This window comes from Variovorax sp. Soil_C_17, assembly GCF_057657265.1.
The window spans coordinates 83,025-109,737 of record NZ_JBDGIT010000009.1 but is presented as its reverse complement, the minus strand read 5'-3'; the positions used below and the strand labels follow the sequence as shown (position 1 = coordinate 109,737).

Sequence of the window (26,713 nt, the reverse complement as noted above, 5' to 3'; positions counted from 1 at the left end):
CGTACTTTCGATGGAGTCTGATACGAGGTGATCTCGGTTTCATGCATGTAGGGGCCCAGCGTGGCAAGCTCTCCGTTAAAGCACTGCGGGCAGTCTCAGGTTGAGTAGACAAGAAGCTCGCAATTCCTTTGGATGGTGGGTTTTTGAATCGAGTGCGATTCGCATCGGGTGTGACTGCAAACGTTCACAACCCGGGAGTGATCATGCGAGGCGCGGTGTTTGGTTTGTATTGCGCGGTGGTCAAGCAGTTCGATCCATTGGCATCGATCCGCAGGACAGTCACAGGTGAAACGCAGGCGATCATCAACCAGCGGGCCGAAAGGCTACGCACATGGTTGGGCGACCGATCGCATCCGCCAAGGTTTCTGCCGCCGGCATCGATGATGGAGCGGCATATCAAGAGGCCGATTCCCGTTCCGCCTTGGCCGTCGGCTGCCCCTGGGCATTCTCGAGCGCCCGGATCACGCCGCGCAGGCGCTCGCACTCGCGCTCCAGCGAGGCACCCAGGCGCGGGCGTGCTGGGCTTCGTTCAAGGCCTGCGCGGGCGAGGGTCGAGAGCCCCCAGAGGCTCTTGAACCACAGCGCGAGATAGACCGCGCGCGGGGCGTTGCCGCTGGCCTGGCAGCGCTGCAGGTGCGCACGCTGATGCCCAGGAGTGGGGGCGGGCAGTGCGTGGGCGCGGCTCGGTCTGGTCCGCGAGCAGATAGGACAGCGGCGATAGCCGGGCGAACGAGGGCGCGAGGAATGGCATGGGGGACCTCCTCGCGGCCCGGCGGTGGCGCCGGCCCTGCCAGGCAGTGTCAGCTTGTCGCGGTGCCGTGGCGCCCTCCCTTCGCCTACCGGGCGGGCCTTCAGCCTGTGCGGCGCGCACTCAACATAACGCGCGCTTGGCCTACACAGGCAAGACAACACGCGACTATCAACGCGAAGTTCAGATGGCGTAGTTCTGGCTCAAGTTGAAATGCACATCGTCGGCCGCCCCGGGTTCGAGGACATGTCCAGGACACCAGCGCACTCACCCGCGGATGCTCAATGCCGCGATGGCGGCGTCAAAGCCTGGCTCATCTGGAAGCGTTGCGTATGACGCTGACTTGAACTTGCGCCTGGCTCGGTTGAAGACGACGACGGCCTGTTCATCGTTGACCTGCTTGGAAATGTAGAGAAGGCCGTCGACCTTGGCAGGATGGGTACGCAGGGCCATTGCCCATGCCTGCGGGAGGTCGTATGGGAAGATCGTGGAGATCTCGCTCGATCCCACGATGCGCTTGAGGGCGGTGCCAGTGAGTTTCGCGAGTTTGAGTGTCTCGCCCTGGAAGCGAACGACGCACTTCGATTCGAGTTCGTCGGGAGGTACCGCGAAGTGACCGCCGTCCGGCAGCAAGTCGTGCAGCACCGTCTCTGCGATGGCGACCTGCAGGCTCAGGCCAAGATAGCAGGTGCCGAACCGTTTGGATGGCGGGCGCGAGTGATCGTCGAATCGGTTGCCGGCGGACCTGCCGAAATAGGGTTCGCCGGAGTCGTATTTCGAGATGCGATAGAGGCTCGCAACTTCGACCTGGACCGTCTCGAGGTCGATGCTGTACAGGTCCGGCCGGGGTGGCCTGAGGGGCGCGCTCATCCGATTCGGAGAGCCTCGGCCGCGTTCAGCACCTTCTGATAATTGCCGCTGGCGATGGCCTCCAGCGGTGTGGTGCCAGCGAGGGAGCCTCGCTTGTGCAAGAAGAAGTGCAGCTTGGTGGCCCCAGGCAACTCTCCCAAGGCCTTGCTCACCGCCTCGAGCTTGGCCCGGTCGTAGCGGCTATCCACGAAGAACGATGGAAAGTATTTCTCGCCGTCGACTTCGACATGAAACAGGCGTCGCTCTTGCTGGGCTTTGCTGAGTGCCTGCCGGGTGATGGTACGCTCGTCCTGGAAGGCGCCACGGCCCATCAGGACTCCCTCCTCAACCAATTTCCTGAGGCCTTGATTGGCTTGCGCGCGCAGCTTCGCCATAGGCGTGGCACCCGCCGCTTTCTTCCGGGATGGCGCCTCGTTGCCCAAGGCAATCTGGCGAATTTCTGCGAAGCGCGCTTCAGCCTTTTCGAGCGCCGCCAACAGCGAGGAGGACCCGGACGCTGATTCGAGGAGCGCTTTCTTCAGCTTGGCGCGGGGAGCCGCTGCCAGTTCATCCGTCAGCTGCTGCAGCGAGCTGGCGGTCTTGCTCAGTTCCCTGAGCGCTGCCGCCGGAGATCTCGCGGTGGCTGCTTGTGCGGATGAGGAGGACATGGAATGAAGCATAGGCCGATCCAATCGAAATGTCAACTATGTCAACCATGTCCATCAAGTCTTCCGCCGTACGCCGGCTCCTGGACGACGCCGGACATCCGGGAAAAAATCCCGGATGTCCGCGTATGGATGGCGTTGCGATCGACACGCAGGTCAAGACGATTCCCGAGGGCAGCATCGTCTGGTCGGAGCACTTCGAGTATGCCGATGCGAATGATCCGGGGCTGAACGTCGATGTCGCTCTTCGGGCTGTCAGCAGCCTCAGGCTGCGTCTATCGGAGATGCACAAAGCGAGGGTGAGTCGGCCCGGCTACCAGTTCGACCCTGCGGACCTCGCGATGTCAGGATGGGAGGACATTGACCGGCGCCAGTCCATGGCAGACGTAAAGAGAGGTCGCGCGCGTTTCGAGGCCGCCTTGCGTGCCGACCCGGATTCCGTGGTCGCTCTGACCGGCCTGGGTGCAGCGCTCATGTCCGAGCGCTTTGGCCATTCCGGCGAGCCTCCGCTAGAAGATCTTGTCGCTTCCGAGCGCCTTGCCGCACGCGCTCTGGCCATCGCGCCGAACGACACGGTCGCGCTCATCAATTGGGCCAATGTGCTGTTGTTTCGCGGCCAGCCGGGCGTGGCGCTGCCTGTTTACGAGAAGGCGATGCTGCGTTCGCCCTCCAACCCGAACGCGCGCCTGAGGTATGCCACGGCACTGCAACTCAACGGCCGTGCCGCGGAGATGCAGCCCCACATCGACAGTGCCATGCGGATGGGCTACCGGGACTCACGGATCATGGCCTCGGCCTACTTCGTAGCGTCGAACGCAGCGTTCACGCTCGAAGACGACGATAAGGCCTACGCGCTGGCACGACGATCCTTGGCGGAAAGGCCGAACTTCGGGCTCTCCTATGCCTCGCTGGCGTCGATCGACGCGCTGCACGGGCGCCAGGCGGATGCTGAAAAGAATATGGCGGAGCACCGCAAGCTCATGCCCCACAGCACGATCGAGCGGTACATCATCAACAATCCTGCCGGTGCGGAAAGCTTCCTGGCCAGCCGCAACAGGTTCGTCGCAGGCCTGCGCAAGGCAGGCCTGCCGGAGCGATAGCGCTGCGGCAAATTCAAGGAGACGCGTCCGTCTCCCGATAGCCGTCACTTACCAAAACACTGAGCCGCTATCGAGTGTCTGCAGTTGTTAAGGGTAGTGGGATACCTGCCCGGAGAGTGGCGCAGCGCGATGTCAATGACGACCTGAGGGCAGGTGTCGCACAAGCCTCGAGGGACGCCATCGCGGAGCACTGCAAAGCGGGTGTTCAGGGCGCCGGTGCTATGGGGATTGTGGTGAGTGGCGAGGTGGTCAGTGTTGGTGCGCGGCGGCGGCACACATGCCTTGGACGGTTGGAGCCGATCCGTCGCAGTGTGGCGGCACGTATGCCGCAGTGCGCGAGTCCGGCTGCACCCGACCGATGGCTTGGCTTCGGCGCGCGCTGAAGCAGCGAGGTGAGTGCGGAAATGATGATCGAAGACAAGGAGAGGAACATAGCGTCCGGCCTCTAGATCCCGCGCGCCCGGCCGCCGCGCGTCCACGGGGTGATCGAATGACATCGAACGGACCGAGGATTCTCCATCACCGGCTTGAAGTTCTTCTTCGACGTCACGCTCGATCGAGGCGAACGAATGGCCAGAATGAGCTACGTTCATGTGCCCCAAAAGCTGCCCGTGGTGCTCAGTCGCCGGGATCTACTACCTCTCCCTCCCCAATGATAGGCCGAAGCTCTACGACGCGAAAGTGAAGCCCGTCCTCGAAACGAGCTGCGGTGTGCAGCAGTGTGCCGCAATTCCGTGAAAGTAAACCCAATAGTCACCAAGAAGCGTAGGCGTTTTGTCATGGCCTGACCAGCCGTGAAGACGGGCTTCTGCCCTCCTCAAATTGGGACTCAATGCTCATGTATGCGTTTGCCTACACGCCTACATTTGGATCTAAGCCAGGCCCGTTATGCGAATTGATGGGAATGAGAAAGCAGCGTAGGAGTTGGATATGCAATGTGTCGTTTTCCTTGTCAGCCCCCTTATGACGGCGGCATTGGTAATTGCTTTTGGCTGGCCCATCCTGCTCGCAGGCTTTGCTCTTGCATTGTGTACGCTTGTCTTCTCCACTGCAGCCGCAGCCGAAGAGGCGACAACGGCGTTGCTTGCTGAAAGCAGCGGACCTCATTGCCCTAGGACAACTGCATAGCGTGTAGCGTGGATCAGACGAGGTCGGAATTACCGAGGCCACAAAAACTCTCGTTCGACAAGCCCCGGAGTTCTACTGATGAAACCACAGGCAGAGTTCCCGACTTCCACTGCGTGGCGCACAGCGTTCCGAGACGAGTGGTTCCGTCTAGCAGACAGCCGCTCTGATGTGGGCGACATCGAGAATTGGGCAATCGAACTCTATCCAACGCATTGGCGCCGTCATTCAGTGCGGGTGGCCCGCGAGGAGTGGCATGAATCATGGCAGAGTCGTACGGTTGCAATCGTCTTCCAATCTTCTCTGACCAAACGAGGTTTTCGATTTCGACTTGCTGACTGGAGGTCCCTTGTCGTGGCCGAGGCCAGCGCTCTGTTAACGACTTTGAGGTCATCGTTGGCAGAGCGCGCTACGAAGCGCAAGCGTCTGGGTGTTTGCGACCCGCGCTGACTCGAGTATTGCGGAGGCGTTGGGAAAAGCTTGATATCTCTAAGAAGCCCTCGCGCAAGTGGCTTCGAAGGACTGAGCTACGCGCGAACTCAACTAGGAGTCCATCCATTTCTTGCGGGTGTGCAGTGCAACATCCTTCCCCGCGGCTACGCTGCGAGCGGCGCCTGAACTTGAGCGCCGGAGCGCGGATACCACCTCTCGAAGGACGCTCGTAGTTCCTCATTCAGGACCTGGGTACGAACCTGGAGCAGCAGATGCGCTCCGCGCGGCGTCCAGCGCATCTGCTGCTTCTTCACGAACCGCCTGGCGATCACCTGGTTGATCGCGGACTCGACAAAGCCGGTGGAGATCCGTTCCCCGCATCGGTACCTCTCCCCGTAGTTGACGATGGCGTCGGCATTGTTGTCGACGTAAGTCGCGAATTCATCCAGCGCCCGATCAAGCTTCTTGAGCGCGACGGAAATCGGCAGGCCTGCTTGCCGAGTTCGGTCGTGCACATCGGCGATGTCCTCGAGCAGGTCGTACAGGGTTTCGTCGGCGCGGATCACGTTTCCGTGCCACAGGAACCATTTGACCCGCTCGATGCCCTTGAGGGACTCCTCTTTCTCCGGGCCTTGCAACCCGCGTGCCGACTGCAAGAGCTGCTCGATGCGCATCGCGACGTGAAACCAGTCCAGTATGTGCTCGGATCGCGGGTGCACGAACGCGCCGAGCTCGCGCACCGTATCGCCGCCATCACAAAGGAACGTGATGTGCTGTCGAGGAAGGATGCCTTGCGACTCGAGCACGGCTCGCAGTCGCCGCTTGGGTTTGCGGTCTATCCGATGAACGAATGCGAAGACCTTGGCCGCACCCTCCTCCGGGACGCTCTTTTCCGGCGATGACCTCGAAGCAGCGGCGCGCCCACACGAGTGTCAGATGCTGCGGTGCGGCACCGCTGGAGAGCAACGCGAGCGCGTGGGCATCGGTGCTTGGGATCTCTTCGAGCGCGACTTCCGCCACTCCATCCGGAAGACCGCCCGCTGGTGATTGCGACTTCGGAAGTGCAGGCACGTCGGACTTGTCCACGACAACGCTCCTCGGCTTCGGACATTTGCGATCGCGGGTCACTGTGCCATGAATTTACCTGCGAATCCACCGCGCTGGGTGCCGGCCCCCCTGCGCCGGCGCGCCAGCCAGTTGAAGCGACATCAGGAACTGATCCCCGGGGGTCAGTTAACGCCGCCTGCCCCATTTCGCGGACCACGCGTTTGAAGTGCCCTTGGCCTGACGCCGCACCCATGCGCCACGACCTGCATCGCAGGCCGTTGTGGCTCGGCGATCATCAGTGGTACTGGATGTCAATCCCGAGAATAGATGCTCCCCGATCTGGGGAGAAATTCCTGGTGCGGATCGGGATCGCGCGCTGTAGCTCGAGCCGAGCATCAAGATTCCGTCAAAGACGTGCGGGCGGCCACATTTGTGCGGCGTGCAAGACGCGCAAAATCGTCACGGCAATCGTCGATTCCGAATACACGACCACATAGTTTGGCCGAACCACCATTTCGCGCGTCCCACGGACGCGCCCTGGTCGATACAGCTTGGGCTGCTCGCGCAAGCGTTCGGACTTTTCCTCGATCTCCGTGACGAGTGCCAGCGCCGCATCGGCGTTGTCCTGCGCGATGTACTCAACGATGGACAGCAGATCGGCGCGAGCCGCTTCGCGCCATTCAAGTTCGAGCACGTCGATTCTTGGCAATCACGTCCCGGGCTTGAGCCATGACTTGCTTGTGAGAGATCGTTGGACGGGAGTCTTCCAACGCCTCTTGGACCTTCGCGCGAAACCACGCGTCATAGGCAGAGTCATCCACCGCCAGTCCCGCCGGCAGTCCACCCTCCTTTGTGACGCGTGTCAGGAGGATCCGAATTGCGTCAGAGACGGTCAGGCCGACGTTTGCTAGAGCGGCGGTCGCCTGCGCTTTGAGGTCATCGTCCACTCGAACATGAAGCATTGAAGTTTGTGCCACCGTCGTTCCTCAGTATTTGAAGTCGAGGGCACATTGTATCTCAATTGAGACAAGGCAGTCGCCCCCACCCGACGGCGAGTAGGTCAGGCTTTCTGCTCCCTAATCGAGGTTAAATTTAGCAAGGAAGAGGACGGCGAGCTCCCGCGCCGCTGCCCCAACGCCCTGCCCGGCTTAGAACGCGTTAAACACCGCCGAGTTGGCCGCAGCCTGCCCCTGAACGTTTTCGAGCGCCCGGATCACGCCGCGCAGGCGCTCGCACTCGCGCTCGAGCGAGGCGACCCAGGCGCGGGCGTGCTGGGCTTCGTTGAAGGCTTGGGCGTGCAGAGTAGCCATGCCCCAGCGGCTCTCGAACCACAGCGCCAGATAGATGGCGCGGGGTGCGTTGCCGCTGGCCTGGTAGCGCTGCAGGGTGCGCTGGCTCACGCCCAGGTGCCGGGCGATCTTCTTGCGCGGCTCGCCCTGGTCGGCCAGTAGAAATGACAGCGGCGGGAGCCGCGCGAACGAGGGCGCGAGGAATGGCATGGCGTAAAGCTTCAATGAAGTGCGACGTGCGCGAAGGCCGGCGGCGCCGACCCTGCAAGGCCATGTCAGTTGGTCGCGGTGCCCTGGCGCCCTCTCCTCCTTTGCCGAGCTTGGTCTTTCAGCCGCGGTGAGCCGCTTGACATAACAAGGCAAGGTCATTTTTTTGTAGGCCCCGAATAAGACGTTGCGCTCCCTGTCTTTGGGATGCGAGGTGCGGCGATGGGCTTGGCAGCAGCGACGATCACCATGACGATGCACGAGGCAGACCGGCTCAAGGCTTCCTTGAAGCCGGGCGTGGTCGCGACCTTGCCGTCCTTGAACGTCGAAGGATGCTTGTCGCCTGCCTCGTTCAGCGGCGCAACCACGTCCTCGTTGAAGCGCGCGCATTCCTCGAGTACGGCCTGCGCGGTCTCGAGGCCGGCCTCTTCTAGGCCGGGCGATGTAGCTCATGGCTGTCTCCAATGCGACGTTGGCGAGGCGGATACGAAAAGGGCATCGCGAACGATGCCCTGGTTTCTTCGATGGATGGTGTCGAGGCAGGCGGTCAGAGCGCCTTGACGAGTTCCGGCACCGCCGTGAACAGATCGGCTTCGAGGCCGTAGTCGGCCACCGAGAAGATCGGCGCCTCCGGGTCCTTGTTGATCGCCACGATCACCTTGGAGTCCTTCATGCCGGCCAGATGCTGGATCGCGCCGGAGATGCCGCAGGCGATGTACAGCTGCGGCGCGACGATCTTGCCGGTCTGGCCCACCTGCCAGTCGTTGGGGGCATAGCCAGCATCGACCGCAGCGCGGCTGGCGCCGAGGCCGGCGTTGAGCTTGTCGGCCAAGGGTGCCATCACCTCCTGGAACTTCTCCGCGCTGCCGAGCGCTCGGCCGCCCGAGACGATGATCTTGGCGGCCGTCAGTTCGGGGCGTTCGCTCTTGGTGACTTCGCGGCCGACGAAGCTCGACTTGCCGCTGTCGGCCACGCCCTCGGCGTTCTCCACCGTCGCGCTGCCCCCGGTGGCTGCCGCCGCGTCGAAGCCGGTGGTGCGCACGGTGACGACCTTGATCGCATCGCTGCTCTGCACGATGGCGATGGCATTGCCGGCGTAGATCGGGCGCTCGAAGGTGTCGGGGCTGTCGACCTTGGTGATGTCGCTGATCTGGGCGACGTCGAGCTTGGCGGCCACGCGAGGCGCGACGTTCTTGCCGTTGGCAGTCGCCGGGAACAGGATGTGGCTGTAGTTCTTGGCGATGGCCAGGACTTGCGCCGCGACGTTCTCGGCCAGGTTCTCGGCCAGGCTCGGGCTGTCGGCGGCGATGACCTTGGCGACGCCCGCGATCTTGGCCGCGGCAGCGGCGGCTTCGGCGGCATTGGCACCGGCCACCAGCACATGCACATCGCCGCTCTGGCAGGCGATGGCCGCGGTCACGGTGTTGAGGGTCGCCGGCTTGACGGTGGCGTGGTCGTGTTCTGCGATAACGAGTACGGTCATGTCGGTCTTCCTCAGATCACCTTGGCTTCGTTCTTGAGCTTGTCCACCAGCGTGGCCACATCGGGCACCTTGATGCCGGCGCCGCGCTTGGGCGGCTCGCTGACCTTGAGGGTCTTCAGGCGCGGCTTGACGTCCACGCCCAGGTCCTCGGGCTTGAGGGTGTCGAGCTGCTTCTTCTTGGCCTTCATGATGTTGGGCAAGGTGACGTAGCGCGGCTCGTTCAGGCGCAAGTCGGTGGTGATGACCGCGGGCAGCGAGAGCGCGATGGTTTCCAGGCCGCCGTCGACCTCGCGGGTCACGTTGACCTTGTCGCCAGCGACTTCGACCTTGGAGGCGAAGGTGGCCTGGGGCAAGTCGGCCAGGGCGGCGAGCATCTGGCCGGTCTGGTTGGCGTCGTCGTCGATGGCCTGCTTGCCGAGGATGACGAGCTGGGGCGCTTCCTTGTCGACCAGCGCCTTGAGCAGCTTGGCCACGGCCAGCGGCTGCAGCTCTTCGGTGGTCTCCACCAGGATGCCGCGGTCGGCACCGATGGCCATGGCGGTGCGCAGGGTCTCCTGGCACTTCGCATCGCCGCAGGACACGGCAATGATCTCGGTGGCGACGCCCTTCTCCTTGAGCCTCACCGCTTCTTCGACGGCGATCTCGTCGAAGGGGTTCATGCTCATCTTGACGTTGGCGATGTCGACACCGGTGCCGTCGGACTTGACGCGCACCTTGACGTTGTAATCGACGACCCGCTTGACGGGGACAAGTATCTTCATGGATGGCTCCAGGGATTGAACGAATCAGCGGTGCCCGAACACCGGCTTGCGCTTGGACAGAAAGGCATGCATGCCTTCATGCGCGTCCTCGCTGGCAAAACGCGCATGCAGTTGGCGACGCTCGAAGCCGATGCCCTCGGACAATGAGGATTCCCAGGCGCGGTTCACGGATTCCTTGATTGCCATCAACGCCGGCAGCGAGAAGGCTGCGATGCGGGTGGCGAGGTCGATCGTTTCCGCCAGCAGCTGCTCGCTCGCCACCACGCGCGAGACCAGTCCGTAGAGGTCGGCTTCTGCAGCGTCCAGCATGCGGCCCGACAGGCACATGTCCATGGCCTTGGCCTTGCCGATGGCGCGCGGCAGGCGCTGGGTACCGCCGGCGCCCGGCAGCATGGCGAGCTTGATCTCGGGCAGCGCGAACCGCGCGGATTCGGCGGCAACGATCATGTCGCACGCCATCGCCAGCTCGCAGCCTCCGCCCATGGCGAAGCCCGCCACCGCCGCGATCACCGGCTTGCGCACGCGCCGGATGGCTTCCCAGTTGCGCGTGATGAAGTCGCCCTGGTACACATCCATGTAGCTCCAGTCCGCCATCGCCGCAATGTCGGCCCCGGCCGCGAAGGCCTTGTCGTTGCCGGTGATGACGATGGCGCCGATGTCTGCATTGGCATCGCAGGCCAGCAGCGCGGCGCCCAGGGTTCCATCAGCGCGTCGTCGAGCGCGTTCATCTGTTGCGGCCTGTTCAGCGTGATGACGCTGACCCGGCCGTGCGTCTCCACCAGGATGGGTCGTTCTTGCATGGCAGGTCCGCTTCAGTCCACGCTGATCTTCTGTTCCTTGATCAGGGCGGACAGCTGCGCAGTCTCGTTGACCAGCAGCTTGCGGAATTCCGCCGTGTCCATCGCGATCGGCTCGGCACCGAGGTCGGCATAGCGCGACTTGACGCCCGGCTGAGCCAATGCCTTTGCCAGTTCGCGGTTCATGCGGGCCACGATCTCGGGGGACGTGCCGTTGGGCGCCCACAGGCCGAACCAGATGTCGAGGTTGGCCCCCGGAAAACCCTGCTCGCCCACTGTCGGGACGTCGGGAAAGAAAGGCGAGCGCTTGGTGCTCACGATGCCCAGCAGCTTGACCTTGCCGGTGCGGATGTGCGGGAAGGCAATGCCGGGGTCGCAGACGAAGTCGGCCTGACCCGACAGCACATCCTGCAGCGCGGGGGCCGCTCCACGATACGGGATGTGGGTGATGGAGGTCGCGGTGGCCTGCTTGAACAGTTCGCAGGCGAGGTGCGGGGGCGTGCCGGAACCGGCCGAGGCGTAGGACAGCGTGCCCGGCTTGATCTTGGCCATTGCCACCAACTCCCGCACGTCCTTGGCTGCCATCTGTGGCTTGGCGACCAGGTACATCTGGGTGCGCCCGACACTGGCCACGGGCGTCAGGTCGCTCGAAGGCAGGATGTTCGACTTGAACAGCGAGGGGTTGGCCGTTTCGACCGAGGTGGGCGCGATCAGGAAAGTGTGTCCATCCGGCGCGGCACGCACCACTTCCGAGGCGGCGATATTGCCGCTCGCGCCGGGCTTGTTGTCGATGATGACCGGTTGGCTCAGCGATTCCGAGAGGGTCTGCGACAGGATGCGCGACATGACGTCGGTGCTGCCGCCAGGCGCGAAGCCGACGACCACGCGGGTGGATTTTGCAGGCCAGTTGGCGGCGGTCTGCGCCTGCGCGGAACCGGCGGCGCCGAAGATGGCGAAAGCGGCGAGCGCAAGGGCACGCCGTGCGGCCGCTGGGATAGGAACGAACATGGTCTGTCTCCTTGGATGTGGGGGATGGTGCGAGGTGGTGCCGTCAGTTCAGGGATTCGTGCAGCAGTTCGCGCAGCTTGAATTTCTGGATCTTTCCGGAGGGTGTGGACGGCATTGCGTCGCGCACGACGAGGCGTTCCGGGATGTACTGGATCGCCACCTTCTGCGCCTTCAGGAATTGCACGATCGACGGCAGGTCCACGCTGTGCCCGGGCCTGGGCACCACCACCGCGCAGGCCCGCTCACCCAGGCGCTCGTCGGGGTAGGCCACGATGGCGGCCATGGCGATGCCAGGGTGCCGGTACAGCAGCGACTCGATCTCCACCACCGGGATGTTCTCGCCGCCGCGGATGATCACGTCCTTGCTGCGGCCGGTGATGCGGATGTAGCCCTGCGCGTCCATGCGCGCCAGGTCGCCGGTATCGAACCAGTCGTCGGCGTCCGTGGCGTTGAGGTGCGAGCGCCGCAGGTAGCCGCCGAAGTTCGAGCACGAGCGCACGAGCAGCCGTCCGGGCTGACCGGCGGGCAGCACCTGATCGTTCTCGTCGACCACCTTGAGTTCGACGCCGGGCAACGGCAGCCCGTCGGTGGTGGCTGCGCGCACGTCGTCGTCGTCCAGCTGGATCAGCGTGACGGCGCCGTTCTCGGTCATGCCCCAGGCCGACACGATCTTGGTGCCCAGGACCTGACGCGCCTGCTCCACCAGCGGGCCGGGTATCGGCGCGCCCGCGCACAGGAAAGTGCGCAGGCTCGGCACCTCCAGGCCCGTTTCGGTGACGGTTCGGGCGAGGTCGGTGAGGAAGGGCGTGGAGGCCATCGTGAAGCTGACCCGCTCGGCCCGGATCGATTCGATGGCCTGCTTCGGCTCCCAGATGTCCTGCAGCACCGCACTGGCCTTGAGCATGATCGGCATCATGAGGCCATACATGAAGCCGGTCTGGTGCGCCATCGGCGAGGCCATCAGCACGACGTCGTCGGCGCCCAGGCACAGGCGCTGTGCGTAGGGAATGATGTTGGCCATCGTGGTGTTGGCCGAGTGCATCACGCCCTTGGGCTCGCCGGTGGTGCCGGAGGTGTAGATCATCTGCGTCACGTCGTCCGGGCCCGGCCGGCTGCGCGTGAGGATCTCGTGCGCGTCGGGCGCCTTCTCCCAGGCTGGTCCGCTGAGCAGCGCCTCGAAGCTGTCGGGGCCCGCGCCGCCGACCACCACGATCTGCTTCAGGTCGGGCAAGGCCGGTCGCAGCGCGACCACCATGCGCTCGAAGTCGAAGCCGCGAAAGGTCTTCGGCACGATCACGACCTTGGCTTCGCCGTGCTTGAGCATGAAGGACAGCTCGCGCTCGCGAAAGATGTGCATCAGCGGATTCATCACCGCGCCGATGCGGGAGCAGGCCAGATAGACCAGCGTGAATTGCCACCAGTTGGGCAACTGGCAGGCCACGACATCGTTGCGGCCCACGCCCAGGCGCGACAGCCCCACCGCGATGCGATCAGCCATGGAAGCCATCTCGCGGTAGGTGAAGCGGGTGGTCACGCCCTGCTCCACCTGCAGGGCGGTCAGCGCAAGCTTGTCGGGACAATCCGCGACGCAGGCGTCGAGCTCGTCGTTGATGGTGCGCTCATGCCACAGGCCCTGCGCCAGCATTCGGGCGCGGCGCGGCGGCAGCAGTACGGCATCGAATTCCATGGTCTTGTCTCCTGGCTTTTCTGTCGCTGTGGGTGAACGGCTCAGGCCGGTACCGCGTCGCGCCCGGCGCGGGTGCGCGCCACGATGGTTTTCATGATCTGCGCGGTGCCGTCGCCGATCTGGAAGCCCAGCACGTCGCGCAGACGCTGCTCCATCACGCCACGGTCGTAGCCGCCATGGCCGAACATCAGCAGGCACTGGTGAATGGCGTCGTAGGCCAGCTTGGGCGCCCACCATTTGCACATCGCGGCTTCGGCGGAGTGCGGCGCGCCCTTGTCCTTCAGCCACAAGGTCTGCAGGCACAGCAGGCGCGCGGCGCTTACCTGCGTATCAAAGTCGGCCAGCGGATGGGACACGCCCTGGAACGCCGAGAGCGGCTTGCCGAAGGCTTCGCGCTGGGCCACGTACCCCCAGGTCTCCTCGAGCGCGGCGCGAGCCACCGCCAGGACCTGCAGCCCGATCAGCGCCCGCGAGAAGTCGAAGCCCTGCATCACCTGGACGAAGCCCTTGTTCTCGGCGCCGAGCCGGTGGCTCACGGGCACCCGCACGTTCTCGAAGAACAGCGAGCCGCGGCCGATCGCGCGCTGGCCGTGGCAATCGAAGCGGTTGCGCGTCACGCCCGGCAGTTCCATCGGCACCAGCAGCGCGGTGACGCCGTGGGCGCCCGACTCGACCGGGCCGGTGCGGCCGAACACCACGGCCGCATCGGCCTGGTCGGCGGCGGAGATGGAGGTCTTCTCGCCATTGATCACGTACTCGTCGCCGACGCGCTCCATGCGCAGGCGCAGGTTGGCCGCGTCGGAACCACCGCGCGGCTCGGTCAGCGCGATGGCGAACAAGACCTCGCCGCGCGTCAGCTTCTGCAGCCACGGCTGCACGACTTCGGGCTTGCCGTGCTGCGAGAGGATCTGGCCGTTGAGCGAGGCGAGCAGGTTGATGTAGGAGATGCTGAGGTCGGCCCGCGCAATCTCCTCATGGATCACGCCGGCGGCCAGGCAGCCCATGCCCTGACCGCCATGCATCTCGGGCAACTCGGGCGCGATGAACCCCATCTCGCCCATGTCGCGCATCAGCTGGCGCTCGAGCACGCGGATCTTGTCGCGTTCCAGGAAGCCGGGAGCGATGCGCTCGGTCGCAAAGCGGCGCGCGTGGTCGCCGAGTGCCGTCAGGTCGTCGTCGAGATAGGGATTCATGACATGTTCTCCAGCGTGCGCTGCGCCCCGGCGCCATGCCGATGGCGCCGTGCGTGCAGGGGATCGATCGGTGGGGCGGGTCTCTACTTCGCGTACTGGCGGAAGTCGGGCTTGCGCTTTTCCTTGAGGGCATTGACGCCCTCGCGCGACTCTTCGGTGTCGTAGTAGAGCTTGAGCGCGTACATGCCAAGCCCCGCGATTCCGCTCTGGTGCGCGGTGTCGGCGTTGAAGCTGCGCTTGGCGATGGCCAGCGCCGTAGGACTGCGCTCGCAGATTTCCTCGGCCCACTTCTGCACCTCGGCGTCGAGCTGGTCGTGCGGAACCACGGCGTTGGCCAGGCCCATGGCCACGGCCTCGGCGCCGCTGTAGCGGCGGTTGAGATACCAGATCTCGCGCGCCTTCTTCTCGCCGACGACGCGCGCCAGGAAGGCCGTGCCATAGCCCGGATCGACCGATCCCATCTTCGGGCCCACCTGTCCGAAGAGGGCCTTCTCGGAGGCGATGGTCAGGTCGCAGATGGTGCACAGCACGTTGCCCCCGCCGATGGCGAAGCCCTGCACGCGGGCGATGACCGGCTTGGGCACGTTGCGGATCGTGTCGTGCAGCTCTTCCATCGGCAGGCCGATGGTGCCGCGGCCGTCGTAGTTGCCGTTGTGCGCGGACTGGTCGCCGCCCGTGCAGAAGGCCCGGTCGCCGGCGCCGGCCAGCACGATGGCACCGACGTTGCGGTCATAGCCGGCACGGTTCATCGCCTTGATGATCTCGTCGCAAGTCTGCCCGCGAAACGAGTTCATCTTGTCGGGCCGGTTGATCGTGATCCAGGCCACGCCGTTGCGTAGTTCGTAAAGGATGTCCTCGAATTTCATGGTGTTCTCCTAAGGGGGTGCAGGAAGGCCGGCGCGCGATCAGCCGTTCATGGTCAAGCCGCCGGAGACGCTCAGCACCTGGCCGGTGACAAAGCGGGCGTCGTCGCCGGCGAAAAAGAGAATCGCGCCGGGCAGGTCGTCCGGCTGGCCGATGCGGCCCAGCGGAATCGAGCGCGTGAACGCTTCCATCAGTTTCTCGGGATTGCCCGCACCTTCCTTGTAGTCGGCGAACAGGGCGGTGTCGGTCGGCCCCGGGCACACCACGTTGACCGTGATGCCGTGGCGCGCATGTTCGCGGGCGATGGTCTTGGAAAACGCCACCAGGCCGCCCTTGCAGGCCGCGTACACCGCTTCGCCCGAGGAGCCGACCCGCGCCGCATCGGACGCGATGTTCACGATGCGCCCGGCCTTGCGCGCCGCCATGCCGGGCAGGACCGCGTGATGCATGTGCAGTGCGCCGGTGAGGTTGATCGCGATCAGCTTGTCCCACTGCGCCGGCTCGGTCTTGGTGAAGGGCTTGAACACGTCCCAGCCCGCGTTGTTGACGAGCACGTCGATCGGGCCCAGGCCCTGCTGCGTGGACTCCACCGCCTTGTCGACGCTGGCGCGGTCGGTGATGTCGCAGCGGAACGCCTGCGCTTGCCCGCCCTCGTCCCGGATAGCGGCCGCGACCTTCTCGGCCGCGTCCAGGTTCATGTCGTACACCGCGACCTTGGCGCCTTCGCGAGCGAAGCGCCGGCAGGTCGCCCCGCCGATCCCGCCGCCGCCGCCCGTGACCACCACCGTCTTGCTTTCGAATCTCTTCATCAGGGTTCTCCGTCAGGTTTGAAGCTTGCTATCGTCGACGCGTCGAAGCGGGGTTGTTCGCTGCAGATACGTCAATGTGTTGTCGTATTATGCGGCGAGAGAGCTTTCGCATGCAAGGCATTTCAACGAGAGAAAATCCTATGGTTAACCCTGTAGATACTGAAGAAACGACCAGGATCGAGCTGGCCAACCGAGTCTTCTTCCGTTTGTACCAATGCGCCAATATGTTGCACAAAACAGGTACCAAGGCGGTCGAGGCCGAGGGCCTGACCACCCAGCAGTGGGCGGTGCTGGGCGCGCTGTCCAGGCCGGTGGCGAGCGACGGCCTGAGCGTCGGCGAACTGGCGCGCTATCTCAAAGTGAGCAGGCAGAACCTCTCCGGTCTGCTCAGCCGCATGGAAAGAGATGGACGAATCCAGACCGCGGCCGACGCGCGGGACCGCCGCTCGCGTCTGGTGTCAATGACGACCGCAGGGAGGCGCGTATGGCAGGACGACGCCTTGCCGAAGATTCACGGCTACTACGCGCAAGTGCTCGAAGGCTTTTCCGTCAACGACATTACCCACACACTGCACTACTTGCTCAAGATCCTGGACAACATGCAACTGGTTGACGATCGGCAAGGAGGTAGCGACGAGGCTGTTGAAGACCGCTGAGAGGGGTGCTGCTATAAGACATCAACACCACGCATAGGAGGAGCAGGGCCGCCGAGAAGCCGACACCCAGCAACACTGCCGATGGTCGAGGTCCGCCCATATTCGATGCCGCCGTGGTGAGACCGCTGATGCTTAAGCCATCCTTCACGATGACGCCCGTGCCCAGGAAGCCGATGCCAGTGACGACGCCCCTGGACCACCAGGTCGGATCCGAACCAGCGCCAACCTTGGTGCTGTTTCGCAAAATGCGAGTATTTCGAGCGAAGCTGCTAAACTTGCGATCATGAAGACCGCCCGCAAACCCATCGATGCACCACAGCGCGCCGCCCCTCCGGCGCTGTCGGTGAACATCGAAATCGACCCCTTGATCGAGGTCGTGCGGCGCTACGTCAAGCTGACGCCCCAGGCCACGCGGTCGATCAAGGGCGACTTTGCAAAGCTCTTCCAGCACCCGGCAATCAGCGGCAGCGCCCGAAAGGCCTCCGTTGCCAGGTCACAACCGGCGGCAGACCCGGTATTGAGCACCCAAGAAGCGGCCGACTTGGTCGGCGTCTCCCGCCCGTACATCGTGGCCCGCATCGAAGCCGGCGATATCCCCCTGCACCAGCAGGTGGGCAACCAACGACGTGTCCTCCGGTCAGCCGTCCTGGCCTGGCACCGCCAGGAGCAGACCCGGCGCCGCAAGGCGCTGGGCCAGCTCGGCGCCGACCTCGACGGCGAGATCTTCGCGGGCTGAGATCCGTGATCCCTGTCGTCGCCGACGCCGACACCCTGTTCGGCGCCACCACCCGCGGCCTCTTGATTCATCTCGACTACCGGGGACTCATCCGCCTGCACTGGAGCCCGCTGATCCTTGACGAGCTGAGCCGTGCACTCGTCGACACCGGTCGCAAGTCGGATGCCGAATCGGCGCGCCGCCACGAACAACTAATGCGGGCGGCATTGCCGCAAGCGGAGATCCCCACGCGGCGGGTCCAAGCCCAATTCGCCGGCATGGCGCCAGCGATGCGGTCCGCCAAGGACATCCACGTCGCCGCCTGCGCCGGGGCCATCCTGGCCGATGACTTCTATCCCGGCACCCAGGTCGTCAGCCTCTTCACCCGCAACATCCGCGACTTCGGCGTCCGCAAACTCGCCACCCTCGGCATCGACGTGCTGCGTCCGGACGCCTTCTTATTGCATCGATTCCAGCAAGATTCTGAGGGCGTCGCTTCGGCGTTCGCCGCCCTGCGCTCCACGCTGCGCTCGGCACCCGCACCCGACCGGCCGCTGGAACGACTGGCCGCCGACGGCCAGGCCCTGACGGCGGCAGCCATGCACGACGCCTGGCAACAGGACGACGTGCGACTTTGACGGCAAGGTCGCTCTGATGCATCCCTGGGCATTCCGCACTCGTTTCCGCCGGGCTGCGTTCGGCTGGCGCGGCTCCAAGCTCGCGATCGAACGCATCCAGGAAGCCCTTTCCGAGATCCGTGCGCTCGCCCGGCAAGATCCGGCAACAGCGGCCGAAGGTGCCGTCTTGTTCTTGGAAAAGCTCTCCCCGGCACTGAGCCAAGTCGACAGCTCCACCGGCGCCCTCGGCAACGCCACCTACCGGGCTGTCCAGGAACTGGCGCCTCTCATCAGCAGCGCGCCGGTGGACCCCGCCGTGCGAAGGAAGTGGCTCGATCGCCTTTGCGAGGCCATCCAGGACGACGACCCGCCCTACATCGAGTCCCTGGGTGACCACTGGGGCGATCTTTGCGCCGCGCCTGATCTCGCATCGAGCTGGGCCGACCAGTTGTTGCCCACCCAGCGCAGTGTGCTGCGCGAGCGCAAGCGCGGCACCTACGCTTTCTTCCCCGGCACCTCGCTGTGCTACAGCGCCCTATTCAAGGCCGGCCGCCACGACGAGTTGCTGGACCTGCTGGCCATGGACCCGCGCGCGATCTGGTCTGACCTGGTTTGGGGCGCGCGCGTGCTGGCAGCTCGTGGCCAGGTCGACGAGGCCATCGCCTACGTGCGCGACCGCGCGGGCAGCACCACCAGCCTTGAAAACATCGCACGCTTCGCCGAGGACGTGTTGCTCAAGGCTGGCCGACGCGCCGAAGCGTTCGACCAGTACGCGATGCTGGCCAATCAGGCCAACTCCAACCTGTCGACCTTCAGGGCGCTAGCGAAGAAGTACCCCGAACTGGCACCCGCCAAACTGCTGGACCATCTCATCGCGTCAACCCCCGCCGAGCCCGGCAAGTGGTTCGCCACTGCCAAGACCTTGAAGCTGTTCGATCGGGCGACTCAACTGGCCTGGGCCTCACCCTGCGACCCTAAGACCCTGACGCGTGCCGCTCGTGACCAGCTGGCCAAGCAACCCGGCTTCGCCATGCAGACGGCACTGGCAGCACTGCACTGGATGTCGATGGGCCACGGCCACGAACTCACCGGACTTGACGTGCTGGAAGCCCACCGTCTCACCACCGCGGCCGCTCGGGCCACCCAGCAGCTCGAACAGGCTCAGGCCAGCATTGCTCAGGTACTTACCCCCGAGCGCCCCATGTCGGCCTGGATGCGGCGATCGCTCGGCATCGCAAAAACCTCGCCGGCAACTCGGCAGCACTGAGGCCACGCGAAGTCCACGCAGCGTGCGGATGCCGCGGGAGCAGGGTGCTGTTCGACTTCACCGATGCCGGCGCCGTACGGGCCCGGTCCGATCGACCACCGCGTCATAGGCAGCGTCTCGCGCGCAGCTGCCCTGCAACACGACCCGGTAGGCCACGCCGTCACAAGGGCACGGCCTCGCTGGAACGAGACGGTGCCTTGGTGCGAGTCAGCCTGGGCGTTGTGGGTGGAGAGCCCCCAGCGGCTCTGGAACCACAGCGCCTGATACACGCGCGGGGTGCGTTGCCGCTGGCTTGGTAGCCCGCGGTCTCAAGCCCGGTGGCGGGCGATGCGTTGGCGCCGTTCGGTCCGATCGGCGAGCAATAAGGAGCATCACATTCCTGCGGGTGTGCAGTGCAGCAAAGCAAGCTTCAAGGATCGAATCTGGGACAGATTCCAGGCAGGAGGTCCTGCAGCTGCGCGCCGTGTTGCGCGGCATCAGTCCGTTTATCTGGCGGCGCCTTGCGGCGCGTGGCGATACAAGTGTCCCCCGGCTTCACCAAATCCTGCAGGTCGCATTCGGCTGGCAGAACATGCACCTTCATCCCACCTGCTCTTACAGATCCGCAGGATCGTCCTGTTCGATGAAGTCAAAAATCCGCTCCCGGTCATCCATCGCCAATGGCGACCACTCCAGCCTCACGCCTTACCTTCACCCGCTTTGTGCAGCGCAGCTGCGCGGCGCTTCGCAAAATGCGCTTCAACTTTCTCATGCGGGACGGCTGGGCGCCGATCGTCCAAGGCTTCTTGCACCTTGGCTCGGAACCAGGCGTCATGGGCCGCCCCGTCAACAACTAAGCCCGCGGGCAATGCGCCCTCCTTGGCCACACGTGTCAGAACGATCCTCATCACATCCGAGACGGTGAGGCCGATGTTGTCGAGCACTGCGGTGGCTCGCTCCTTCACTTCAGCGTCGATGCGTGTCTGTACCAATGCGTTTGCGGCCATGGCCGGCCTTCAATCTGGGAACACGGGTCTATTGTAATTCAATTGAATGACATCACGACATTCAACCGTACACCCACGCGGAAGCACAATGCCTTGGCAAAGATCGTGGTGCAGGTACTCGATGGCGCGAAGCCCGGGGACCTGCCGATGGAGCAGCCGACGAAGCTCGAGTTCATCGTCAATTTGAAAGTTGCCAGATCGATTGGCGTGTCCATCCCGCAGAGCGCGCTCCTTCGGCGAACTCGTATCGTGAGCGCCTTGCACGAATTCTGGCACCGAGCTTCATACCTTCATGGTCGATTCCATCAATGACCTCGAGTTCGCCGATATCGAAACGTCAGCGCGCAGATGCCGAAGGCCTTTGTGGTAAAGCGAACCGAGATTGACGCCGAGGAACTCATGGCTCATGTAGAGCCCCATACGCAAGAATCCGCTGCGTGGAGTTCATCGACGCAATTCCCAGTTCAGCGGCCGGAAGGATTCTGAGGCGCGCGCTCAGGGACCGCGGGGTAGCGCTGGTTTCGGCCATGAAAGATGGCCGTGCGCCTCGGATCGAACGCATAGAGACGCGGTAAGGTCCATCGGAGGCATCATCTCCTTGGTGCCTCGTCGCCGCCGCCGTTTGCTCAGGCCGGCTCCGGCCGCTTGAGCACCAGCGGGAGGATGTCGTAGCTGGCCACCAGCTCGTGGCAAAAAATCGGAGCGACTACCAGTGCAAGGCCGCAGTGTGCACCGGCGCATCCCACAAGCGCTTGGCCTCGTCGTCGAGCGCCGTGACGGTCAGCGACGCGCCGGCCATCTCGAGGGAGGTCGTGTTGTTGCCGACCAGGGTGCGCGCCACGGCAAGACCCTCGTTCGCCAGCCGTCGGCGCGCATGGTGCTGCAGCAAATAGAGCTCCATCAAGGGCGTGCCGCCCAGGCCGTTCACGTGCAGCAGCACCTCGCGCCCGCGCGCGAGCGAGAGGTCCTTGAGAATCGGGTCGAGCAGCAGGTCGACGATCTCGGCGGCCGGGGCGAAGGGCATGCGCTGCCGCCCGGGCTCGCCGTGGATGCCGACGCCGAGCTCCATTTCGTGTTCGCCGATCTCGAAGGTCGCCACGCCCGAAGCCGGCACGATGCAGCTGTTGAAGGCCACGCCCATCGACGCCGTGCAACTGTTGATGCGATCGCCGAGCGCCTTACATTCGAACAGGTGGGCGCCGGCCTCGGCCGCGGCGCCGACCATCTTCTCGACGATCAGCGTGCCAGCGACACCCCGGCGGCCGCTCGCGTGGGTCGAATGGTCGACGGCGACGTCGTCGTCGACCACCACCATCAGATGATCGAGATCGACCAGCATGTCGCTCGCCATCTGGAAGTTGAGGCGGTCGCCGGCGTAGTTCTTCACGATGAAGAGCACCCCGCGGCCGGCGTTCACGCGGTGCGCCGCGGCCATCCACTGGTCGGGCGTCGGCGAGGTGAACACCTGCCCGGGGCAGGCGGCGTCCAGCATGCCGAGGCCGACATAGCCGGTGTGCAGCGGCTCGTGCCCCGAGCCGCCGCCGGACACGAGGGCCACGGCATCCTGCTTGGGCGTGCGCCGGCACACGAAGGTCGGGTCGAACTCCACGGCGAGCAGGCCCTCGTGCGCCGACGCGAGGCCAGACAGGCTTTCGACGATCGCGTCGTCGACGTAGTTGATGAATTTCTTCACCGTGTGTCCTCGCGGGGCAAACATGAAAGCGAAATGGTGCGGCGACGCGGCGCGGCTGTCATGCGAGATTCTCCGCAGTCAGGATGTCGACGCGCGGGTTGCTGACCGCCAGCGCGCCGCGCACGCCTTCACACAGCGCGCGCAACACGCGCGCGGCGGTGGTCGCGACGTAGTGAACGTCCTGGTGCAGCACGAAGGTCAACGCACCCGAGAGCAGCATCGCACGATGCACGTCGAGCAGGTCATGCGCGACTACGCCGAGCGAGGCGTCATAGCCGTGTTCGGCCAGCGCCCGGTGCACGCCGTGGCTGCCGGGGCCGACGTTGTAGACCGCCGTCAGTCGGCTGCCCGTGGCGGCCGGGTCCAGCGCCTCGCGCGCGCGGCGGTAGGCCTCGTCTTCGGATTCGGGCATGTCGTCCACGCGCAGCAGCTTGGCGCCGGCAAAGCGCTCTTCCAGCACTTGCGCGAAGCCGATGCCGCGATCGATCTCGGCGGCGTAGCGGGTGGCGGGCGATAGCAGCGCGCAGTGACCCTGGCCGGCAGGCGCCTCGCGCCCGAGCAGCAAGCCGGCGGTGCGCCCGGCGGCGCGGTTGTCGGCGCCGATGAAGGTCTCGCGCATCGATCCCGCGACGTCGGAAAAAAGCGTGACCACGTGCACCCCGGCGCGCACCAGTTCGTTGACGGCGAGCTTGACCGGCGGTGTGTCCGGCGCCAGCAGGGCCACGCCGTCCATGTCAGATAGTTGTACGAGTTCCTGCGCGAAGGCGGCAGCGTCGGCCGGCAGACGGCGCGTCACCTCGGTGATGTGCTGGTGGCGGAAGTCGCCGGCCGCCTGGGCGATGAGGCGGTCCACCTGGTCGAAGAAGCCACGCCGCGTTGCAGGCAGCACGAAGGCGAAGCGGTAGCTGTCGGTCGAGCGCGGCCGGCCGCGCATCGGCACGGCACCGCCGAGCTCCTTCATCGCGTCGCGCACGCGCTGCACGGTCGTCGGGTTGACGCCGGGGCGCCTGTTCAGCACGCGGTCCACGGTGGCGGTGCTGACGCCCGCCGCCTCGGCGATGTGGGTGATGGTGACGGAAGTAGCCAAGGGCGAAAAGAGCCTCAATAAATCAATCAGCAGTGTCGCCGATCTCGGCCGGGTCCATTCACCGGGCAATCCCGAGCATCGGAACCCACCCGGCTCGCGAGGGCATCTTAGGGTTTGCGTTGATTGATTTATTTATTGCTCTCTTTAATATTTTGCTTGTCTTCCTTACCGCGGCGAGCGCCGCCTGCCATACACAGGAGATGAGCAAATGAAGTGGTTGAACACGCGATCGACTTTCGCCGCCGCGATGCTCGCGGCGCTGGGGCTGGCATCCGGTGCCGCCCAGGCCCAGAACAAGCAGCTGACCCTGTGCTGGGCCGCCTGGGACCCGGCCAACGCGCTGGTGGAGCTGTCGAAGGACTTCACCGCCCAGACCGGTGTGCAGATGAAGTACGAGTTCGTGCCCTGGCCGAACTTCGCACAGCGCATGCTCAACGAGCTCAATTCCAAGGGCAAGCTGTGCGACCTGCTGATCGGCGACAGCCAGTGGATCGGCTCGGCGGCCGCCGAGGGCCACTACATCAAGCTCAACGAGTTCTTCGACAAGAACAGCATCAAGATGAGCGACTTCATGCCGGCGACCGTCGAGGGCTACTCGACCTGGCCCAAGGGCACGCAGAACTACTGGGCGCTGCCCGCGATGGGCGACGCGGTGGCCTTCACCTATCGCAAGGACTGGTTCGCCCGGCCTGATCTGCAGGCCGAATTTAAGGCCAAGTACAACCGCGAGCTCGCGCCGCCCAAGACCTGGGACGAGCTGAAGCAGATCGGCCAGTTCTTCCAGAACCGCACCCTCGACGGCAAGAAGGTGTACGGCGCAGCGATCTACACCGAGCGCGGCTCCGAGGGCATCACCATGGGGGTGACGAACACCATGTACGCCTACGGCATGGAGTACCAGAACCCGAAGAAGCCATACGACATGAAAGGCTTCATCAACGGACCGGAGGCCGTGGCCGGCCTGAAGTTCTACAAGGAACTGTTCGACTGCTGCACGCCGCCGGGGCATTCCAACGCCTACATGACCGAGGACCTCGACTCCTACAAGTCTGGCCAGGTCGCGATGCAGATGAACTTCATCGCCTTCTTCCCAGGCATCGCGAAGGACCCGAACGTGGGCGGCGAGAAGACCGGCTTCTTCACCATGCCTAAGGGCAAGATCGCCGCCGCGCAGTTGGGGGGACAGGGCATCTCGGTCGTGAAGTACTCCGACAAGAAGGACTTGGCCCTCGAGTACATCAAGTGGTTCGCGCAGCCTTCCGTGCAGCAGAAGTGGTGGGACGCGGGCGGCTTCTCGTGCCACAACGCGGTGCTGTCCAAGCCCGGCTTCGAGAAGAGCACCTCGTATGCGCCGGTGTTCCTCGACTCGATGAAGATCGTCAAGGACTTCTGGCAGGAGCCGAGCTACGCCCAGTTGCTGCTCGCAATGCAAAAGCGCACGCATGACTATGTGGTGGCCGGCAAGGGCACGCCGCAGGAAGCGCTCGACGGCCTGCTGAAGGACTGGACCGAGGTGTTCAAGGAAGACGGAAAGATCAAGCCTTGAAGCGCGAGACCGGGCAGCCGACCATGAGCGCCATACCATTGCCTGCCGCCGTTCGGGCCCAGCCGCCTGCCACAGTTCGAGAGAGGGTGATGGGCCAGGGCCTCTCCGATCGCGCCCTGGCCTGGCTCTTCGTCGGCCCGACGATCCTGCTGCTGCTGGCCTTCAACATCTTCCCTCTGATCTGGACGCTCTGGCTGTCCTTCACCAACTTCCGCGCCAACCGGCCCGGTGCCGATGTGCTGTGGGTCGGCCTCGGCAACTACTCGCGGGTGCTCAACGACGAGGCGATCTGGGAGAACATGCGCGCCACCGCGCATTTCCTGAGCTGCTCGATCACGCTGCAGCTGCTGCTGGGCTTCGGCTTGGCGCTGATGCTGAACCGGCGCTTCAGGAGCCACAGTTTCTGGAGCACCGCGATCCTTCTGCCGATGATGCTGGCGCCGGCGGTGGTCGGCACCTTCTGGAAGTACTTCTTCGAGCCGCAGTACGGCATCTTCAACTACATCGTCAACTTCTTCGGCAGCCCCGGCACCTTCACCATGCTCGGCGATACAAAGCTCTCGCCCTGGGCCATCGTGCTGGTCGACACCTGGATGTGGACGCCCTACGTGATGCTGCTGCTCCTGGCCGGCCTGCGCTCGATCCCGCCGTATCTCTATGAGGCCGCGGAAATCGACCGCGCCAGCGAGTGGACCAAGTTCTGGCGCATCACGCTGCCGATGGTGATGCCCTTCATCATTCTCGCGGTGCTGTTTCGCCTGATCGAGAACTTCAAGATGTTCGACCTGGTGGACCAACTCACCAACGGCGGGCCGGGCTCGGTGACCGAGCTAGCCTCCATCAAGCTCAAGCGCGAGGCGTTCGAGAAATGGCGCACCGGTTACAGCTCGGCGCTGGCCATCATCCTCTTCGTGGCCATCTATGGGCTCTCGCTCGTGACGGTGCGCTTCCTGGACCGGGTGAAGCAGCGATGAAGAACACGGTGCACAGTCCGCTGGAGCCGACGCCGCGCGGCAAGACCCTCGCCGGCGCCGTCGTGATCGGCTACGCGCTGATCTCGCTGATCCCGCTGGTATGGATCCTCATGACCAGCTTCCGCACGCCGCAGGATGCGATCGCCTACCCGCCGCAGGTGATCACCCAGCCCTCGCTGATCGGCTACGTCAACCTGTTCACCACCCGCTCGCGCGTGAGTTCGCAGGAGCTGGCCGCATTGCCGCCGGCCGCGACCTGGTACGAGGACCTGGTGCGCGAGCAGCAGATGATCCTGGCCGGGCCATCGCGCTTCTCGGACCGCTATCTCAACTCCGTGCTGATCGGCTTCGGCTCGACGCTGCTCTCGGTGATTCTGGGCACGCTGGCGGCCTATGCTTTCTCGCGCTTCCGCGTGCCGGGCAAGGACGACCTGCTGTTCTTCATCCTGTCGACGCGGATGATGCCGCCGATTGCGGTGGCCATTCCGATCTACCTGATGTACCGCGCAGTCGGGCTGTCGGACACGCATCTCGGGTTGATTCTGCTCTACACGGTGGTCAATCTCTCGCTCGCGGTATGGCTGCTCAAGGGCTTCATGGACGAGATCCCGCGCGAGTACGAGGAGGCCGCGATGGTCGACGGCTACACGCGCTTCCAGGCCTTCATCAAGGTGGTGCTGCCGCAGGCGGCGACCGGCATCGCGACCACCGCCATCTTCTGCCTGATCTTCGCGTGGAACGAGTACGCCTTCGCGCTGCTGCTCACCAGCGGCACGGCACAGACCTCGCCGCCGTTCATCCCGACCATCATCGGCGAGGGCGGGCTGGACTGGCCGGCAATGGCGGCGGGTACGACGCTGTTCCTGCTGCCGGTGCTGGTGTTCACCGTGTTGTTGCGCAAGCACCTGCTGCGCGGCATCACCTTCGGAGCCATCCGCAAATGAAGAACTGGTTCACCCGTTCGCGCTGGGAGCCCGCCAGCATCGCGCTCATCGCCCTCGGCCTTGCGATGCTGATGCAGCCCTGGTCGCTCGACATCTACAGCTACTCCTTCGCCGTGCTGCTGGCCGGCGTGGCGGGCTACACCATCGCCGGAAAGCTGCACTGA

General features: G+C 64.5%; 26 protein-coding genes and 4 pseudogenes. 12 read left to right on the top strand and 18 right to left on the bottom strand.

Going from position 1 to position 26,713, the window contains the following annotated elements:
* Positions 1-1,015: 1,015 nt before the first annotated feature.
* Complete coding sequence (locus AC3A6Y_RS29055; RefSeq protein ID WP_487871688.1) at positions 1,016-1,618, bottom strand: RES family NAD+ phosphorylase; 603 nt, start codon at positions 1,616-1,618, stop codon at positions 1,016-1,018.
* Positions 1,615-2,265, bottom strand: coding sequence for a hypothetical protein (locus AC3A6Y_RS29050; protein ID WP_487871687.1), 651 nt, complete (start codon positions 2,263-2,265; stop codon positions 1,615-1,617). Before AC3A6Y_RS29050 ends, AC3A6Y_RS29055 begins: the two co-directional genes overlap by 4 nt.
* Before the next feature lie 47 nt (positions 2,266-2,312).
* On the opposite strand from AC3A6Y_RS29050, the gene AC3A6Y_RS29045 reads away from it, so the two are divergent.
* Both AC3A6Y_RS29045 and AC3A6Y_RS29040 read left to right on the top strand, forming a co-directional pair.
* Positions 2,313-3,362, top strand: a complete 1,050-nt coding sequence (locus AC3A6Y_RS29045; RefSeq protein ID WP_487871686.1) for a hypothetical protein — start codon at positions 2,313-2,315, stop codon at positions 3,360-3,362.
* Positions 3,363-3,856: 494 nt separating this feature from the next.
* Positions 3,857-3,988, top strand: a pseudogene (locus tag AC3A6Y_RS29040) (integrase); the annotation flags it as partial.
* Positions 3,989-5,083: 1,095 nt separating this feature from the next.
* Here AC3A6Y_RS29040 and AC3A6Y_RS29035 read toward each other — a convergent pair.
* The 13 genes and pseudogenes from AC3A6Y_RS29035 to badH form a co-directional block, all read right to left on the bottom strand.
* Positions 5,084-5,725, bottom strand: a complete 642-nt coding sequence (locus tag AC3A6Y_RS29035) for a hypothetical protein (RefSeq protein ID WP_487871685.1) — start codon at positions 5,723-5,725, stop codon at positions 5,084-5,086.
* A gap of 647 nt (positions 5,726-6,372) precedes the next feature.
* A complete protein-coding gene (locus AC3A6Y_RS29030; protein WP_487871684.1) occupies positions 6,373-6,660 on the bottom strand; it encodes a type II toxin-antitoxin system RelE/ParE family toxin in 288 nt (95 codons plus the stop codon).
* Positions 6,647-6,943 (bottom strand): type II toxin-antitoxin system RelB family antitoxin, encoded by a 297-nt coding sequence (gene relB, locus AC3A6Y_RS29025; protein WP_487871683.1) that lies wholly within the window; start codon positions 6,941-6,943, stop codon positions 6,647-6,649. The genes AC3A6Y_RS29030 and relB overlap by 14 nt, the downstream gene beginning before the upstream one ends.
* Before the next feature lie 171 nt (positions 6,944-7,114).
* Positions 7,115-7,465 carry a helix-turn-helix domain-containing protein gene (locus tag AC3A6Y_RS29020; protein ID WP_487871682.1) on the bottom strand — a complete coding sequence of 117 codons (351 nt, stop codon included), beginning with the start codon at positions 7,463-7,465 and terminating at the stop codon, positions 7,115-7,117.
* Between the two features lie 260 nt (positions 7,466-7,725).
* Positions 7,726-7,911 (bottom strand): annotated as a pseudogene (locus AC3A6Y_RS29015) (acyl-CoA dehydrogenase); the annotation flags it as partial.
* A 98-nt stretch (positions 7,912-8,009) separates the two neighbouring features.
* Positions 8,010-8,945, bottom strand: coding sequence for an electron transfer flavoprotein subunit alpha/FixB family protein (locus AC3A6Y_RS29010; RefSeq protein WP_487871681.1), 936 nt, complete (start codon positions 8,943-8,945; stop codon positions 8,010-8,012).
* An 11-nt stretch (positions 8,946-8,956) separates the two neighbouring features.
* A complete protein-coding gene (locus AC3A6Y_RS29005; RefSeq protein WP_487871680.1) occupies positions 8,957-9,706 on the bottom strand; it encodes an electron transfer flavoprotein subunit beta/FixA family protein in 750 nt (249 codons plus the stop codon).
* Positions 9,707-9,730: 24 nt separating this feature from the next.
* Positions 9,731-10,506 (bottom strand): annotated as a pseudogene (locus tag AC3A6Y_RS29000) (enoyl-CoA hydratase).
* A gap of 12 nt (positions 10,507-10,518) precedes the next feature.
* Positions 10,519-11,511, bottom strand: a complete 993-nt coding sequence (locus tag AC3A6Y_RS28995) for a Bug family tripartite tricarboxylate transporter substrate binding protein (RefSeq protein WP_487871679.1) — start codon at positions 11,509-11,511, stop codon at positions 10,519-10,521.
* A gap of 43 nt (positions 11,512-11,554) precedes the next feature.
* The gene (gene aliA / locus AC3A6Y_RS28990; RefSeq protein WP_487871678.1) at positions 11,555-13,198 is read right to left on the bottom strand and encodes a cyclohexanecarboxylate-CoA ligase; all 1,644 of its coding nucleotides are present in this window, start codon (positions 13,196-13,198) and stop codon (positions 11,555-11,557) included.
* A gap of 41 nt (positions 13,199-13,239) precedes the next feature.
* Positions 13,240-14,391 (bottom strand): cyclohexanecarboxyl-CoA dehydrogenase, encoded by a 1,152-nt coding sequence (gene aliB / locus AC3A6Y_RS28985; protein WP_487871677.1) that lies wholly within the window; start codon positions 14,389-14,391, stop codon positions 13,240-13,242.
* A gap of 83 nt (positions 14,392-14,474) precedes the next feature.
* Complete coding sequence (gene badI, locus AC3A6Y_RS28980; RefSeq protein ID WP_487871676.1) at positions 14,475-15,257, bottom strand: 2-ketocyclohexanecarboxyl-CoA hydrolase; 783 nt, start codon at positions 15,255-15,257, stop codon at positions 14,475-14,477.
* Between the two features lie 39 nt (positions 15,258-15,296).
* Positions 15,297-16,064 (bottom strand): 2-hydroxycyclohexanecarboxyl-CoA dehydrogenase, encoded by a 768-nt coding sequence (gene badH, locus AC3A6Y_RS28975; protein ID WP_487871675.1) that lies wholly within the window; start codon positions 16,062-16,064, stop codon positions 15,297-15,299.
* A 140-nt stretch (positions 16,065-16,204) separates the two neighbouring features.
* Between badH and AC3A6Y_RS28970 the strand changes: the two genes are divergently transcribed.
* The 5 genes and pseudogenes from AC3A6Y_RS28970 to AC3A6Y_RS28950 form a co-directional block, all read left to right on the top strand.
* Positions 16,205-16,720: a MarR family winged helix-turn-helix transcriptional regulator gene (locus AC3A6Y_RS28970; RefSeq protein ID WP_487871724.1), complete on the top strand. Its 516-nt coding sequence runs from the start codon at positions 16,205-16,207 to the stop codon at positions 16,718-16,720.
* 283 nt (positions 16,721-17,003) lie between these two features.
* The gene (locus AC3A6Y_RS28965) at positions 17,004-17,456 is read left to right on the top strand and encodes an excisionase family DNA-binding protein (RefSeq protein WP_487871674.1); all 453 of its coding nucleotides are present in this window, start codon (positions 17,004-17,006) and stop codon (positions 17,454-17,456) included.
* 5 nt (positions 17,457-17,461) lie between these two features.
* A complete protein-coding gene (locus tag AC3A6Y_RS28960; RefSeq protein WP_487871673.1) occupies positions 17,462-18,073 on the top strand; it encodes a PIN domain-containing protein in 612 nt (203 codons plus the stop codon).
* Between the two features lie 16 nt (positions 18,074-18,089).
* Complete coding sequence (locus tag AC3A6Y_RS28955) at positions 18,090-19,319, top strand: hypothetical protein (protein WP_487871672.1); 1,230 nt, start codon at positions 18,090-18,092, stop codon at positions 19,317-19,319.
* Between the two features lie 385 nt (positions 19,320-19,704).
* Positions 19,705-19,902 (top strand): annotated as a pseudogene (locus AC3A6Y_RS28950) (IS1096 element passenger TnpR family protein); the annotation flags it as partial.
* A gap of 94 nt (positions 19,903-19,996) precedes the next feature.
* On the opposite strand, the gene AC3A6Y_RS28945 reads toward AC3A6Y_RS28950, so the two are convergent.
* Positions 19,997-20,305 carry a type II toxin-antitoxin system RelB/DinJ family antitoxin gene (locus AC3A6Y_RS28945; RefSeq protein ID WP_487871671.1) on the bottom strand — a complete coding sequence of 103 codons (309 nt, stop codon included), beginning with the start codon at positions 20,303-20,305 and terminating at the stop codon, positions 19,997-19,999.
* A 42-nt stretch (positions 20,306-20,347) separates the two neighbouring features.
* On the opposite strand from AC3A6Y_RS28945, the gene AC3A6Y_RS28940 reads away from it, so the two are divergent.
* The gene (locus tag AC3A6Y_RS28940; RefSeq protein ID WP_487871670.1) at positions 20,348-20,617 is read left to right on the top strand and encodes an ABC transporter substrate binding protein; all 270 of its coding nucleotides are present in this window, start codon (positions 20,348-20,350) and stop codon (positions 20,615-20,617) included.
* 394 nt (positions 20,618-21,011) lie between these two features.
* Here AC3A6Y_RS28940 and dhaK read toward each other — a convergent pair whose 3' ends face one another.
* Together dhaK and AC3A6Y_RS28930 are read right to left on the bottom strand one after the other, a co-directional pair.
* Positions 21,012-21,998 (bottom strand): dihydroxyacetone kinase subunit DhaK, encoded by a 987-nt coding sequence (dhaK, locus tag AC3A6Y_RS28935; protein WP_487871669.1) that lies wholly within the window; start codon positions 21,996-21,998, stop codon positions 21,012-21,014.
* Between the two features lie 58 nt (positions 21,999-22,056).
* Complete coding sequence (locus tag AC3A6Y_RS28930) at positions 22,057-23,085, bottom strand: LacI family DNA-binding transcriptional regulator (protein WP_487871668.1); 1,029 nt, start codon at positions 23,083-23,085, stop codon at positions 22,057-22,059.
* Between the two features lie 208 nt (positions 23,086-23,293).
* Between AC3A6Y_RS28930 and AC3A6Y_RS28925 the strand changes: the two genes are divergently transcribed.
* The 4 genes from AC3A6Y_RS28925 (at position 23,294) to AC3A6Y_RS28910 (ending at position 26,713) form a co-directional block, all read left to right on the top strand.
* A complete protein-coding gene (locus AC3A6Y_RS28925; RefSeq protein WP_487871667.1) occupies positions 23,294-24,631 on the top strand; it encodes an ABC transporter substrate-binding protein in 1,338 nt (445 codons plus the stop codon).
* A gap of 89 nt (positions 24,632-24,720) precedes the next feature.
* Positions 24,721-25,605, top strand: coding sequence for a carbohydrate ABC transporter permease (locus tag AC3A6Y_RS28920; RefSeq protein ID WP_487871666.1), 885 nt, complete (start codon positions 24,721-24,723; stop codon positions 25,603-25,605).
* Complete coding sequence (locus AC3A6Y_RS28915) at positions 25,602-26,549, top strand: carbohydrate ABC transporter permease (protein ID WP_487871665.1); 948 nt, start codon at positions 25,602-25,604, stop codon at positions 26,547-26,549. The genes AC3A6Y_RS28920 and AC3A6Y_RS28915 overlap by 4 nt, the downstream gene beginning before the upstream one ends.
* On the top strand, positions 26,546-26,713 hold the full coding sequence (locus AC3A6Y_RS28910) for a hypothetical protein (protein ID WP_487871664.1): 168 nt from the start codon (positions 26,546-26,548) through the stop codon (positions 26,711-26,713). Before AC3A6Y_RS28915 ends, AC3A6Y_RS28910 begins: the two co-directional genes overlap by 4 nt.